This window comes from Halobellus sp. GM3, from assembly GCF_052545375.1.
The window spans coordinates 1-14,065 of the sequence record NZ_JBQWLT010000022.1 but is presented as its reverse complement, the minus strand read 5'-3'; the positions used below and the strand labels follow the sequence as shown (position 1 = coordinate 14,065).

At 64.2% G+C, this 14,065-nt stretch carries 14 protein-coding genes; 7 read left to right on the top strand and 7 right to left on the bottom strand.

Going from position 1 to position 14,065, the window contains the following annotated elements:
* Positions 1–255: 255 nt before the first annotated feature.
* Positions 256–984 carry an SDR family oxidoreductase gene (locus ACT3HL_RS17430; protein WP_445088025.1) on the top strand — a complete coding sequence of 243 codons (729 nt, stop codon included), beginning with the start codon at positions 256–258 and terminating at the stop codon, positions 982–984.
* A 100-nt stretch (positions 985–1,084) separates the two neighbouring features.
* On the opposite strand, the gene ACT3HL_RS17425 is transcribed toward ACT3HL_RS17430, so the two are convergent.
* The 3 genes from ACT3HL_RS17425 to ACT3HL_RS17415 form a co-directional block, all read right to left on the bottom strand.
* Complete coding sequence (locus ACT3HL_RS17425) at positions 1,085–1,990, bottom strand: EamA family transporter (RefSeq protein ID WP_445088024.1); 906 nt, start codon at positions 1,988–1,990, stop codon at positions 1,085–1,087.
* Positions 1,991–2,178: 188 nt separating this feature from the next.
* Complete coding sequence (locus tag ACT3HL_RS17420) at positions 2,179–2,805, bottom strand: ABC transporter permease subunit (protein ID WP_445088023.1); 627 nt, start codon at positions 2,803–2,805, stop codon at positions 2,179–2,181.
* A gap of 159 nt (positions 2,806–2,964) precedes the next feature.
* The gene (locus tag ACT3HL_RS17415; RefSeq protein WP_445088022.1) at positions 2,965–4,056 is read right to left on the bottom strand and encodes an ABC transporter substrate-binding protein; all 1,092 of its coding nucleotides are present in this window, start codon (positions 4,054–4,056) and stop codon (positions 2,965–2,967) included.
* Between the two features lie 230 nt (positions 4,057–4,286).
* Between ACT3HL_RS17415 and ACT3HL_RS17410 the strand changes: the two genes are divergently transcribed.
* Entirely contained in the window at positions 4,287–5,465 is a 1,179-nt protein-coding gene (locus ACT3HL_RS17410; protein ID WP_445088021.1) for an LLM class flavin-dependent oxidoreductase, read from the top strand.
* Between the two features lie 14 nt (positions 5,466–5,479).
* On the opposite strand, the gene ACT3HL_RS17405 is transcribed toward ACT3HL_RS17410, so the two are convergent.
* Both ACT3HL_RS17405 and ACT3HL_RS17400 read right to left on the bottom strand, forming a co-directional pair.
* Complete coding sequence (locus ACT3HL_RS17405) at positions 5,480–6,823, bottom strand: aminomethyl transferase family protein (RefSeq protein WP_445088020.1); 1,344 nt, start codon at positions 6,821–6,823, stop codon at positions 5,480–5,482.
* Positions 6,824–6,968: 145 nt separating this feature from the next.
* Complete coding sequence (locus ACT3HL_RS17400; protein WP_445088019.1) at positions 6,969–7,286, bottom strand: hypothetical protein; 318 nt, start codon at positions 7,284–7,286, stop codon at positions 6,969–6,971.
* 235 nt (positions 7,287–7,521) lie between these two features.
* Between ACT3HL_RS17400 and ACT3HL_RS17395 the strand changes: the two genes are divergently transcribed.
* On the top strand, positions 7,522–8,511 hold the full coding sequence (locus tag ACT3HL_RS17395) for an amidohydrolase family protein (protein ID WP_445088018.1): 990 nt from the start codon (positions 7,522–7,524) through the stop codon (positions 8,509–8,511).
* Positions 8,512–8,645: 134 nt separating this feature from the next.
* On the opposite strand, the gene ACT3HL_RS17390 is transcribed toward ACT3HL_RS17395, so the two are convergent.
* Positions 8,646–9,422 carry an IclR family transcriptional regulator domain-containing protein gene (locus ACT3HL_RS17390; protein ID WP_445088017.1) on the bottom strand — a complete coding sequence of 259 codons (777 nt, stop codon included), beginning with the start codon at positions 9,420–9,422 and terminating at the stop codon, positions 8,646–8,648.
* 148 nt (positions 9,423–9,570) lie between these two features.
* On the opposite strand from ACT3HL_RS17390, the gene ACT3HL_RS17385 reads away from it, so the two are divergent.
* From ACT3HL_RS17385 to ACT3HL_RS17370, 4 genes are all read left to right on the top strand, one after another.
* Positions 9,571–10,701: an amidohydrolase family protein gene (locus tag ACT3HL_RS17385; protein ID WP_445088016.1), complete on the top strand. Its 1,131-nt coding sequence runs from the start codon at positions 9,571–9,573 to the stop codon at positions 10,699–10,701.
* Between the two features lies 1 nt (position 10,702).
* Positions 10,703–11,050 carry a Rieske 2Fe-2S domain-containing protein gene (locus ACT3HL_RS17380; RefSeq protein WP_445088015.1) on the top strand — a complete coding sequence of 116 codons (348 nt, stop codon included), beginning with the start codon at positions 10,703–10,705 and terminating at the stop codon, positions 11,048–11,050.
* Between the two features lie 228 nt (positions 11,051–11,278).
* The gene (locus ACT3HL_RS17375; protein ID WP_445088014.1) at positions 11,279–12,082 is read left to right on the top strand and encodes an ATP-binding cassette domain-containing protein; all 804 of its coding nucleotides are present in this window, start codon (positions 11,279–11,281) and stop codon (positions 12,080–12,082) included.
* 1 nt (position 12,083) lies between these two features.
* Complete coding sequence (locus tag ACT3HL_RS17370) at positions 12,084–12,872, top strand: ABC transporter permease subunit (RefSeq protein ID WP_445088013.1); 789 nt, start codon at positions 12,084–12,086, stop codon at positions 12,870–12,872.
* Positions 12,873–13,469: 597 nt separating this feature from the next.
* On the opposite strand, the gene ACT3HL_RS17365 is transcribed toward ACT3HL_RS17370, so the two are convergent.
* Positions 13,470–14,065 (bottom strand): thiamine pyrophosphate-dependent enzyme (locus tag ACT3HL_RS17365; RefSeq protein WP_445088012.1); only part of this gene is annotated, 596 nt, incomplete at its 5' end.

Here is a 14,065-nt window from a genome sequence, read left to right as displayed (position 1 = left end):
CAACGTCGACATCGGCTCCACCGACGCCGAATAAGCGAACCACCCACCTCCGTCGACGCCGAATACGCGCACCACCCGCCTCAATCGACGCCGAATACGCGCACCACCCACCTCCGTCGGGTCGGTGTCGCGACGACGGCGAATCGTTCGAGTCAGAGAACCGACGATCGCCCGCCCCCGACGTTCGGGCGGGGGTGAACGCGGCCGCCACGGGACAACTGTTATGCTATCCCACAGCGAAGCCGGGCGTACCGAATGACAGCCGAACGAACCGCGGTCGTGACAGGGGCCGCAACGGGAATCGGACAGGCCATCGCCGAACGGCTCGCCGCCGACGGGGCACACGTCGTCGTCACCGACGTCGCCGACGGGAGCGAGACCGTAGAACGGATCGAAGCCGCCGGCGGCAGCGCGGAGTTCCGCGAGGGCGACGTGACGGACGAGGCGGAGATGCGGGCGGTGTTCGAGGGACTCGACCTCGACGTCCTCGTGAACAACGCGGCGTACTACGCGCCGTTGGTCACGGACAAGAAGCGCTTCGATGAGATCTCCGCCGAGGAGTGGGACACGGTGCTCGGCGTGAACGCGAAGGGGACGTTCCTCGCCTCGAAACACGCCCTCGACGCCTTCGACGACGGGGGGAGCATCGTCAACATCTCCTCGTCGGTCGTCACGATGGGCGTTCCGGGGTTTCTCCACTACGTCGCCTCGAAGGGCGCGGTCCTCGCGATGACGCGGGCGATGGCCGCCGAGATCGGCGATCTCGGCATCCGAGTCAACGCCGTCATGCCGGGGTTCACGTGGTCGGGCGCGTCCCAGCAGGCGGGCGAGGAATACCTCGAAGACTACGTCGACAAGCAGGACCTCGATCGGGTCGTCGAACCCGAGGACATCGCCGGCGTGGTCGCGTTCCTCGCCGGCCCGGACAGCGGCGTGATGACCGGGCAGGCGATCAACGCCGACCCGGGCCTCTCGTACTACTGACCGCGAGCGGGAACCGTTCTCCGAGCGGCTATCGAACTTCGAGCGGCCGTCCCATCGCGAGCGGCTATCGTACCCGGGCAGCCGTCGGCCCCGGCGGCGATCAGCTCAGAAGCGTCACGCCGATCGCACCGCCCACGGCGACCAGCGCACCGAGGATGAGCCGCGGCGTGATCCGTTCGAGATCGTCGCTGACGAGGAGCACCGAGAGCAGGATCACGACGAGCGGGCTGGACTGGACGAGCGGGACGACGATCGAGACCGGTTCCAGTTCGAGCGCGCCGTAGTAACCGAGCAGGAACACAGTGTTCGCCACGCCGGCGCCGAGGAGCCACGGGAGCTCCCGCCGGTCGATGCCTCGGGGATCCGGCAGCCCTTTCGTCCACCACAGATACAGGAGGAAGCCGGTGCCGGCGGAGACGATCTTGACAAGGAGCCCGGTGAGCACGGTGGGGCCCTCGGCGAAGCCGAGTTTGGCGAAGGTCGGTTCGATCCCGTAGAAGAACGCCGCCGCGAACGGGAACGCGAGGCCGACGTAGCCCGCGTCGCCGACGCTCCCCCCCTGACCGTGCTCGTAGGAGATGATCGCGATCCCGGCGACGATCGCCAGCATCGCGAGGAGGTGGCCGCCGGTGACGACTTCCCCGAGGACCACGACAGCGATGAGCGAGGCGTGCAGCGGTTGGGAGGCCTTGATCGGCTCCGAGCGGCTGGACCCGATCCGCTTTATCGCCTCGAAGTGCAACGCCCGTCCGATCATCGTCCCGATGAGTCCGGCGGCGGTGAACGCCGCGAGCGCCCGGAGCGTGAGCTCTTCGATCGGGTTGCCGAAGAGAAACGCCGCGGGGACTAAGACGGCGAGATTCACCGCGAAGGTGACGACGAGCGCGTCCGAGGAGTCGCTCCCGATCGTCCCGTACCGAACGGCGAGCGACTGCACCGCCAAGGCCGACGCGCCCAACAGTGCGAGGAGGATCCCGAGAGTGAGTATGTCGCCGCCGGGGATCATCCGTCGTTCTCCGTCTGCGTGCCCGTGTCGATCGATGCCGCCCGCTGCGGAGAGCAAAGGCGCTCAGTACGGCGATGTTTCATCATTCAGTCCAAGAGCGAGTCACGGTATAATAGTTCGTATTCTGGAGGGTGTTGACCGTCGGACGGAATCGGGTGGCGGTCAGGAACCGCCCCCCGACGTCGGCGTTACCGCCACTGCATCAGACGGTGCTCGGCGGCGCGGAGGCTCTCCTGTGCGAGGATGATCAGCAGGACCGGAATGACGATCCAGCCGAGGAGGAGGTCAACACGCTGCTGTTCGAACCAGTAGCTGACCATGTAGCCGACGCCGGAGCCTGCACCGAACACTTCGGCGACGAAAAGCACCTTCCAAGAGACGACGAGTCCCCAGTACATCGACGGGAAGAGGTACTGCAGCACCTGTGGCAGGAGAATGTCGCGGTACCGCTGAAGAGTACTCGCGCCGAAGAAGTCGGCCATCTCGGTGATCTCCGGATCGAGGTCCTGCGTCCCTTCCCACATATTCAGGATGACGAACGGAACGCCGATGATCACGACCGTCAGTACCGGGACCCACTCCGTGATACCGAGCGCGATGATGAGTCCGAACGCGACCGCGATCGACGGCACGGAGAGTCCAATCACGATCCACGACCGGAGGAAGGCCTCCGCATCCTTCCGGAGCCCCATCGCTGTCCCCACGATGGTCCCGACGACCACGGAGATGGCGAATCCGGCTAGGAGGCGAGTGAACGTATCGAAGAGGTTGCTCTGATAGGTCCCGAACTGCGGGTCGACGATAACCGTCTGCACAGCCGTGAGTAACTCTCCGATACTGGGAAATACGTAGTACGGGAAGAACTGTGATCCGAGTTGCCAGAGGCCGAGAAGCACCACTGCGACGGCCGCTTTCTTCTCTATGTTCCGATCTTGAATGTAAGAGTACATGAGGAATAGCGAGAGGCGACGTGGCTATCGCGGGTCTCGGAGGATGTCGTCGCGAGACGGCGCGGCGTCGATGAACTCCTGTGCCTCCATCAGCTCGAGGAACTGCCACACCGAGTCGACGTAGGACTCCTCGGCCTGCCCGTGGAACACCTGCCCCTCACTGGCCCAGTCCTCGACGACCTGCATCTTCGCGTCCGTGTCGACGCTCGCCGGCCCGCCGTACTCTTCGAGGATCGAACGGGTGTTGTTCCGCCAGTACTCGACGGCGCTGTCGGAGGCGCGGACCAGCGCCGCGGCCACGTCCGTGTTCTCGTCGTACCAGTCTGCGTACGACCACCACGACGTGAGCGGAAGCGTGTGGCCGGCCATCTCGTTCCAGAGGCTGTTGAGCTGGACGAGATTCCGGTAGCTGTCGGGCTGGGACTCCATCGTGATCGTGAGTCCGCTCACGTTGATGACCCCGTCGATCTGCTCGTCGTCGAGCAGCCCGAGAAGCGCCGGCGGCGCCGCGGTGGTCGTCTCGAAATCCTCCCGGAGCCGAAGGCCGGTCTGTTCGGCCAACACGGCTTGGAACGCCTGTACTGTCGAGGACCCCCACGACCAGACGCCGATGCGCTCGCCTTCGAGGTCTTCGATGGATTCGTACTCGCTCTCGGCCCGGACGTACACCGCGTTGACCGACTGGAGACTGCCGCTGAACCCGTAGGTGACGAGGTCTTCGCCGTTGATGTAGTTGTTCACGTACGGCAGCACCGACGGCATCGAGGTCTCGACCCCGCCGCTCGTGATACCTTGCACCTGTGCGTTGAACGGTGGGTACTCGACCGTCGCATCGAGCCCTTCGTCCTCGAAGAAGCCCTGTTCTTGCGCCGCCTCGAACAGCGGATAATTGACGGTCCCCTCGGGCCACTGGACCGTTACCGGAATCAGATCGTCGCCGGTGCTTCCGGTCGTCTCTCCGTTGCTGTCGCCGCCGCTGCTGTCGCCACCGCTATCACCGGAGCTGTCGCCAGAGCTGTCACCACTACCGCCGTTTTCCGATCCTGAGCAACCTGCGAGGCCGGCAGTCGCGAGGACGCCAGCGGTTTTCAGAAACCGTCGTCGACTATTTCTCATTATTGTTCTCCTACGACCGAGTGACGGCCGCGGAAATATATAACTTGTGGTGTGTGCGCTCGCGCCTTACACCTGCTCTCGCGCACCGGTCAGCCGTCAGCCACGATCGGCCGCGTCGACGCTGATCCTCGCTCGTGACCACCGGATGATAACGCCCCACAATAGTCGTTAGATATAAATGGTGTAGAATGCTCTGTGGAACCACTATGAGAGTGTGTGCATTTAATTTGATGCCTTGGCCAGAGTGTGACGACCCGGTCGCCTGGCCCTATTCGGACGACGAGTACGACCCGGAGATCGGTCACGAACTCTATCAGAACTACTTGGATCAGTTCGAGCTCGCAGAGGAGGTCGGCTTCGATATGGTCGCGGTCAACGAGCACCACTACACCGGCTACGGGCTGGGCCCCTCGCCGAACCTGACGGCGTCGCATCTGGTCGAGCGGACCGACGACGTCTGGATCGGCGTGATGGGTAACGTACTGCCGATCCGACAGAACCCGATCCGGGTCGCCGAGGAGGTCGCGATGCTGGACTCCGTGAGCGGCGGTCGCATCGTCAGCGGGTTCGTCCGGGGGATCCCCCCGGAGTACGTCGCCTACGGGATCGATCCCAACGAGTCGCGCGGGCGCTTCGCCGAGGCGTGGGACCTCGTGCTCAAGGCATGGACCGAGGACGACCAGTTCGACTTCCACGGCGAGTACTACGACTACGACAACGTCTACATCTGGCCCCGACCGTACCAAGACCCCCACCCGCCGCTTTGGATGTCGGCGGAGAGCCAGAAATCGATCGAATACGCCGCCGACAAGCAGGTGCCGATCGGTCGCGTGTTCGTCGGCACCGAGAACGTCGCCAACACCTTCGAGGAGTACCGACGGCTCACCGAGGAGCAGTACGGACACACTCCCTCGGACGACTACTTCACGCCCGCCCGGTTCGTCTACGTCGCCGACACGATGGAGCAGGCGAGAGAGGAGGCCGAAGAACACCTCTATTACTTCTACAACTACCTGCAGGCGGCGAGCTATCGCGCCGGGGCGGTCCAGGCCGTCGGCGACACCGAGTACCGAGAGGCGAACGCCTTCGAGTACGAACAGGAGATGCCCGACAAGGGCCAGAAGGCGATGAACTTCGACTTCGACGAGTTCCAAGAGTCGGGTGAGATCATCGTCGGGGACCCCGAGTACGTCACTCAAGAGATCAAAGACCAGTACGAGACGATGGGCGGGTTCGGCACGCTGATCGGGCTGTTCCAGTTCGGATCGCTCCCCGACAGGCTTGCCAGAAAGAACATCCGTCTGTTCGGCGAGGAAGTCATCCCGGAGATCGAAGACCTGGCCGACAACGACGACCTCTCGAAGCTCAGCCGGCGGCAGTACGAGGTCAACCCCAGCATCAACTCCTAACCACTCGCGTCCGATTACCGGGAACGGGGATCGACGCGGCGGTTGTCGTCTTTGTAGGGGGCCGGCGCAACCGTCGCGCGAACCGTCGTTTGCTCGTGGGATTCGACTGTCGGGCTCTTCGGGTTCGCTCCCTCTCCCCAGACGACTGTCACCTCTGTTCCGGGCTCGCTCGACGCCACGTCGATGGTACAGAGCGAGAGCATTTCGCGGAAGTAGTAGCTGTATCCGCGGCACGTCGACACGCCGACGGGGTCCCCGTCGCGACGCACCTCGTCGGCGATCATCGCCCGCTTCTGCTGGTGCGGCATCTCCATGTACTTGTTGTGCGGCCCGTCCTCGAAGAGCGAGGCGTAGACGTCGACGACGTCCTCGTCGTTCCAGACCAGCGTGACGATGGTCCGCTCCGGATCGGCGAGTTCGGATTCGAGCGCCTCGCGTCCGAGGAACTCGTGGTCCAGCGCGACGTTCCGCTCCCACCCCAGTTCGACCGGCGTGCGGTACCAGGCGCTGATGTCCTCGGCGCTGAAGCTCCCTTCGATCGGATAGGTGAGGACGTCGCGGGAGGCGTGCGCGTCGACCCACGATCTGAACGGCGCCAGCTCCGTCGAGAAGATGGCAGGGACGTAATCTCTCCCCCGCGTCGGGAAACAGGCCTCGAGGTGATTGATCGACGAGGTGCGTTCGCTCAGTCGTCGGAGCCCGTACTCCGAGCCGGCGTCGACGATGGCGTCCCAGACCGCGTCGGCCTCGCCCGCCGGGCCCTGAAGCTCGAAGCCGAGTTCGCCGGCCATCCCCATCCGGATCGCGGTCACGTCGACGCCCGCGATGTCGACGGTGTCGAAGTGGATGAACTCGATGTCGGACAGCGCGGCGTCGGTAAGCTCCTCGAGCAGCTCGATCGAACGCGGCCCCTGAACCTGAAAGTTGAACGTATCGCGCCACTCCGTCTCGACCTCGAATCGACCTCGCTCGCCGGTCTCGAGGTTGTACGCCGTCCAGTAACACGGGAGGCCATGGACGACGAACTCGTCTTCGGCCGTTCGGGAGAGGACGCCCTCGGCGATCACGTCGCCGCCCGCCGAACACTGAATCAGGTGCTTCGCCTGCCCGACCGAGAACGACTCGAACGTGTTCACCGACAGCGTCGAGAGGAGGTCGACGGCGTCCGTTCCCCGAAGTTTGAGATTCGCGAGGAACGACCAATCACCGATGTAGCACGTCTCCTTCCACGAGAGCTGTTCGTCGATCCAGTTCGTGAACTCCTTGCGCCCGCGCCGGAGACCGAAGTCGTGCCCGTTCGCCGCCCGCATCGCCGCGAGATGGTCCTCGTCGCCGCCGCTTTCCTTAGGGGGAGTCATACTGCTGCGTGATCCACCGCCTCGAGGTTGAATAAAGATTCGGGGGAGCGCGTGTCGCCGGTGCCGCGTCGCCGGTGCCGCATCGTCGGTGCCGACCCCGTTAGCCGGCGGTTCGGCTCACGAGTCGATCGCGGCTCTCCGAGCGCTAGTTCCCGTCCCGTCTCTCGGGCGCGTCCCGAGCGGTGATATTGAACACGTACTGGTCGAACGACGACGGCGGTCGCACGGCGAAGCGGTACCGCTTCCGCTCGGACGCATCGACGGTGTGGGTCCGCTCGTGTCTCGACAGCACGCCGAACTCGTCGCGCAACTCGAGTTCGACCGTGACCGCCTCGCGTGCGGTTCGGTTTTCGACGACCGCCCAGAACTCGGGCGCGTCCGCGACCGGATTGCGCGTGGCGACGAGATGGCCGCTGTCGATGATTTCCACGTCGTCGTCCGCGGGGGCAACGGGAGAGGACATTCCTTCGGATAGCCGTTTCTCCGGCATCGTGGTATAGGTTGCCACTTTCGATCGGCGGTTCAGGGTGCGCTCATCGGTTTCTCAGCGTCACTGCGACGTCGCATCCGTCCGACGAGGTGGCGGTGCCGGACGACGGGGTCGCGGCCGTCCGACGGCGCCGCGCCGCCGCTTCTCTTCGGTCGTTCTTCCCCCCGCCGTGCGATACATTTACGTGCTATCGTGGAGACGAGCCAGTATGCGTATCGACGCGTATGCTCACGAAGTTCCCGAGCAGTACTACCACGATTTCGGCGAGGTGTATCGCGCTCCCGCCTACAAGCGCCACCCGGACACCGCCGGGTTCTGGGATTACGACCGCCGCATCGATCACCTCGATACGTTCGGCATCGACAAGCAGATCGTCGCGCTCGGCGCGCCCCACTTCTGGCCGGGGATCCGCGAGTACGCCACGGAGGCGACCGTTCAGTCGCTCGTCGAACAGGCCAACGACGAGATCCGAGAGGTGGCAGACACCCATCCGGACCGGTTCATCCCCGTCGGTACCCTGCCGGTCCTGAACGACTCGATGCTCGAGGAGGCCGAGCGCTGCCTCGATCAGCTCGATATGGCCGGGTTGCAGATCTACTCGAACTACGAGGGCCAGCCCGTAGACACCGAAGAGCTCCACCCGATATACGAACTGGCCGAAGAGCGCGGCGTTCCCATCTGGATCCACCCGCAGGTCCACGACTGGTACGACTGGACGTACGAGTGGGGGGTCGACCTCGCGCTCGGGTGGCTGTTCGACACCTCGCTGGCGCTGGTCAGACTCGTGCTGAGCGGCCTGATGGAGCGGTACTCCGATCTCAACATCATCACCCACCACGGCGGCGGGATGACGGCGCCGTTTATGGAGCGGCTCAAACTGTTCTTCTACGACGAGGGGACGTTCGGCGACACGCCGGAGGTCTTCGAGGGCGGCTACGAGCCCCTGCGGAAGCCGATTGAGGAGTACTACACGCAGTTCTACGCGGACGCCGTCCTCTACGGCTCGGGCCCGGCGCTCCGGAACGTCTATGAGGTGTTCGGCCCCGACCAGATGGTGTTCGCCACCGACTACCCCTACGGCGGTCACGAGGGGTCCGACTTCATGAGCAGCAACGTCGAGGCGATGGACGCACTCGACATCCCGCAGGACGAAAAGGACAAGATCAACAGCGGCAACATCGAGTCGCTGCTCTCCTGAGTCGAGGTCGGTTCGGCTTTCCGGCACCGACACGCGTTTTCTGTCGCTCGCAACTCAGTTCTCGGCTCGGGGGCGGATTTCGGTCCGGAGATGCGTTTGATGAGGTCGAACACGTGTCCGAAGCGGTGCACGTCCTATCGCGAGTCGGCGTACGTGAGGTTCAGTTCGACCTCGTTCGCGGTGGCGACGACCAGGTCGGCGAGTTCCCCCCGACAGCGGTCGATCGGGAGCCGGTTCGCCGCGCCGGAGACGCTTATTGCCCCGACGACGGCGTCGTCCTCGTCCAGCACCGGCGCGGCAACGGCGTGAATCCCGTCGATCGATTCGCCCCGGTTGAGCGCGTAGCCGTCTTCGCGGATCGTTTCGAGCTCCGTGAGGAGGGCGTCGAGGTCGGTGATGGTGTTTTCAGTCCGCGCTGGGAGGCCGTGGGCGTCGACGATCTCGCGGACGCGGTGCGTCGGCAGATGCGCCAGAATCGCCTTGCCGCCCGAGATGCAGTGGAGGTGCGTCTGGGTCCCGACGCGGACGTCGGTGTTGACGGAGTGTTTCCCCGTCGCCCCCACAATGAACGTCCCGAGGCCGTTTTCCTCGACGACGCAGCGGGCGTTCTCTTCGGCCTCGGCGGCGACCTCCGCGAGTTTGGGCGCCGCGACGTGGTAGAGGTCGACGGCGTTCTGCACGTGAATCCCGAGGTCCAGAAACCGGAGACCGAGCCGGTACTTCCCGCCGTCGTTCACGACGTAGCCGCGGTTGCGGAGCGACGTGAGGTGCGTGTGGACGGTCCCCTTCGACCGGCCGACGGCCTCGGCCAACTCGGAGACGCCGGAATCGCCCTCGCGCTCTAGGTGTTCGATGATGTCAAACAGTACCTCGTCGGACTGGATGACTCGCCCGTCGAAGTCGTCGGTCATACGTGGACCTTCTCGCTGCGGTAGATAGGGATTTCGGTGGACTCCACCTCTCTCCGACGGTCGGAAACGCCGATATCCACCGTCTCGTCCCGTTGTACGTCCTCAAACGAAGGTAGATTTATACGACGCCGCACACACGTTACGGTATATGTCCGGACTGAAAGCCGAACGGTATCCGGTGAGCGACGAGATGCGAGAGGCGTTCATCGTCGACATCGATTTCCACTTCGAGCCCGCGATGGAGAAACTCCTCCCCTACGTCGAACACGAGGGAGCAAAGCGGACGCTCTCACTCGAGGACTTCCCGCCGACCACGCGGTACTGGGCGTCCGGGTACGCGACGCCCCACGGCGGGAACGGCCGCCAGACCCACGGCGTCGCCGAGACCGCCGCGGACGTCATCGACGTCGCGGAGAAACTCGCGCTCGATATGCCCGTGCTGACCCCGGGGTACAACACGCTCCCGGACGTTCAGAACGTCGTCCTGAAAAACGAGATCGTCAGGGCGTACAACCGCTACGTGCTGGAGGAGGTCTCCCCGGCCGACGAGAACATCAAGGTGCTCCCCGCACTGCCGCAGTGGGACCCCGAGGCGTCGGTCGAGGAGATCGAGCGGTGGGGGGACAACGACGACGTGGTCGGCTTCTACGGGTTCTTCGGCCACTACAGTCTGCTCGGGAACCCCCAGTACGACCAGGTGTTCGAGGCGCTGGTCGAACGAGATCTCCCGCTGGCACTGCACGGCGGCGGGACGGGCAACTGGCCGCAGAAGGACCTCATCGGCAACTCGATTCGAACCTGGACGGAGATGTACGGGCTCGTTCACCCCGTCCGCGCGATGATGATGGTGGGGAACATGGTGATGACCGGCGTCTTCGATAAGTACCCCGAACTCCAGATCATCATGATCGAGGGCGGGCTGAACTGGGTCCCGTTCATCAAGATGCGGATGGACGAGGTCTACCAGGACCACCCGGAGGACATTCAGCTCACAGAGCGGGTGACGGAGCTCGGACAGGAGTACCTCAAGAAGACGCCCAGCGAGTACGTCGAAGAGCACTTCTCGTTCTCCTCACAGCCCATCACGATCCCGGACAAGCCCAAGAACTTCGAGGCGATGCTGGATATGACGAACGCTCACGAGAGCCTGATGTTCGCGACCGACTACCCGCACTACACGCTCGATCTGGCGAACTGGACCTTCGAGTCCAGCGTCATCGACGAGGACCTCCGCGAAAACATCCTGCACAAGAACGCCGAACGCGTCCTGAGAATCTAGTATGTCTAAGGAATCGAGTATGTCTGAGCACACCGTCGCAGCCGCGGACGAGATCCCAGAAGGGGAGGGAAAGATCGTCGAGGTCGACGGCCTGTCAGTGGCCGTCTTCAACGTCGAAGGAGAGTTCTACGGCGTCTCCAACCGCTGCATCCACAAGGGAGGCCCGCTCGGGGAGGGCTTTCTCCACAGCGAGCTCCCCGTCATCGACAAGGAGCGAAAGTCGGTCCACTGTCCCTGGCACTTCTGGGAGTTCGACCTCGAGACCGGCCGTCACGAGGTGGACCCGAGTCAGGGGATCAGGGCCTTCGACGTGTCCGTCCGAGACGGCGATGTCGTCGTCTCTATCTGATCGGGAGTCGGCCTGCGGTCGTCGCAAGCGCCCGCCGCGGCCCGCTAGGGTTGTGGTCCCCGACGGCGAGAACACCCGGCAGACGTGTCGTCGACCGGAAATATGAGCGGAGACACCATAGAAAGATTATTATACATTCCTCCTCTTGTGAAACCTGTTAACACGATCTATGTTCCGACAGGATACCTACGACGATATTCTCCCACGGTGTGGCCGAGGGGGGTCGCTATGACCGCCGCTGAAGGGGAGACGGCAGCCGACACCGCGGGCGCCTCCGAGGACACGCTGGAGCTCCGCGACATCGTCAAGCAGTTCGAGAAGCCGGGGCAGGGGCGGATCCTCGTCCTCGACGGGGTCGACTTGGACGTCGAGGGGGGCGCGTTCGTCTCGTTGCTCGGCCCCTCCGGCTGCGGGAAAACGACCCTGATGAACGTGATCTCCGGGCTCGTCGAACCGGACGGGGGGACGATGCGAAGGGGCGGTCGCGACGTCTCCCCGGAGGACCTCTCGCTCGGGTACATCTTCCAAGAGCCGCGCCTTCTCAACTGGAAGACCGTCGGCGAGAACATCGAGTTCGCGCTCGAAGCCCGCGACGTCCCCGAGGGCGAGTGGGACGGGCGGACCAGTCGGTACCTCGAGATGGTCGGCCTCGGCGACGAGGGCGACAACTACCCGACGCGGCTCTCGGGCGGGATGAAACAGCGCGTCGCCATCGCCAGAGCGCTCGCGACCGAGCCGGAGATCATCCTGATGGACGAGCCCTTCAGCAGCCTCGATGAGATCACCGCCCGCGACCTCCGGGAGGAACTGCTCGACATCTGGAACCAAGAACAAAAGACGATCCTGTTCGTCACCCACGACATCAACGAGGCGGTGTTCCTCTCCGATTACATCTACATGATGAACACCAACGGGGAGATGTTCGCCCGCCGCGAGATCGAGATCGACCGGCCGCGGCAGTACGACGACCCCGACATCGCACAGCGCGAGGCGGAACTGTACAGGGAGTTCCACGAACACGTGGTGGACTGAGATGAACCGGTTGCAACGGCACCTCTACACGGTCGCTTCGGTGATCTCGCTCTTGGCCCTGTGGTACGCCGGCGGCGTCGCGTTCCCGCAGGTCTTCCCCGGACTCCCGGAGACGTTCGCAGCCCTCGTCGTCGTGTTGACCACGCCCGGCCCCTACGACAACATGTTCTACTTCCACGTCTGGAAGACGATCGAGATGCTCTTCGCCTCGCTCTTCGTCTCGATGATCGCCGGGACGTTCCTCGGAATCGCGCTCGGGCGGAACGAGACCCTCGAGAGCACGCTCTCGATGTGGATCTACGGCTGGCTGGCGATTCCCTCCCTCGTCATCGTCTTCGTCTCGGCGATCTGGATCGGCTTCAACGCGAACAGCGGCTACTTCGCGGTCCCGGTGGTCATCACCCCGTTCATCGCGCTGAACATGTGGGAGGGCGCCCGAACGCTCGATGCAGATCTCGCCGAGATGGCGGAGTTCTTCGGCGCCGGCCGCGTCCAGACGTTCACCGACATCATCATTCCCCAACTCGCGCCGTTCCTGTTCGCCAGCTTCCGGTCTGCGCTCTCGGTCGGCTGGAAGATCACGCTCCTCGTCGAGGCGTTCCTGCTCACCCGGGGCGTCGGATTTATGTTCCGACGGTACTTCGATCAGTACGATCTACCGACGATGATGAGTTGGCTCATCATCTTCGTCGTCTTCCTGATCGTGGTCGAGTACGGCGTACTCGCACCGCTTCACGAGCGCGTGATGCGCTGGCGTCCCGACGCGGAGGGAGTGCGCGTCGCCGAGTAGCATACGCGCCACCGACGCCGGCCTTCCGCCGATTGCGTTCTGAATACGAAAACGGGGGTCACTGAATACCGGCTATCGACGGCATATCGGCGTTTACAAACAACAGTACATCTGTTATTTCGAGCGGTGGTCGCCGTCATTTCTTGGTATCGCAGGCGGTGAAACGGTCCGAGGGCGTCGGTCTGTCACTAAATACCGCCACAAATCGAGAGATTCTCACTGATCTGCGCGACAGACATTCGATCCTTGGACTCGATGACCGGCCGTCTCCTTTTTTCGTCGCCCAGTCCCGGCGGCATCCGTTTTGAAATACAGAACGACCACGGGAGTCCCCAGTCCCAGTCGTCGTCGCGGAGGGGTTCATCGCGAGTATCGCGACGGTTCAGCGTTCGCTCACTCGTCCGGCGAATCGATCGACCGATAGCGCGTCACGCTTCACTGATACGATAGTAGCGTTTGCACGTCTTCACTCGCCCGAGCGCACGCACTCGTGCGATCGAATGCGAAATCAGTTGCAAACGCGACGACGTTCGAGGGCCGCGCGGACCCACAGCGGAGGGACGTACCGGGTCGGGCCGCTGTCCGCGGCAATGTCGGTCACCGATCGACGTCGAGTCTGACGTCGAGAACGGCGTCCCGTCCGTCGTCGACCGCCGCCACCGCGTCGGCAAGCGCGCCCTCGATCTCGTCGAGCGCGTCGACCCGCCGCGTGTGCGTGTCCGCGATCGTCGCGATCCGGGAGAGGTCGATCGACTCCCCGTAGTCGCCCTCCGGGACGCCCTGTCTCGCCGCCGCCCCCGAGCCGTGCTGCTTTCTCGTCGCGCGGCGAACGGCCTCCCAGCCGTCGTTGTGATACACCACGCTCAACGTCGGCGCGTCCGCGTTCTTCGCGGCCAGCACGCTCGATGCGGGGTTGCTGAACAGGTACCCGCCGTCGCCGACGAGCGAGAACACCCGCTTTTCGGGGGCGGCCAGTTTCACGCCGATCCCGGCCGGGACGCCCCACCCGAGCCCGGCGCCGCCGCGCCAGAAGAACGACCCCGGCTCCGACAGCGGGATGTGTTCGAGCGCCGGCGTCCGATTGGTGGTCGTTCCCTGCAGGACGATCGTCTCCCTGTCGACGAACTCGCGGAGATCGCCACCCGGGAGATGGGTCGGCCCATCGGGCAGTCGAAGGGGCTGGTCGGCAACGC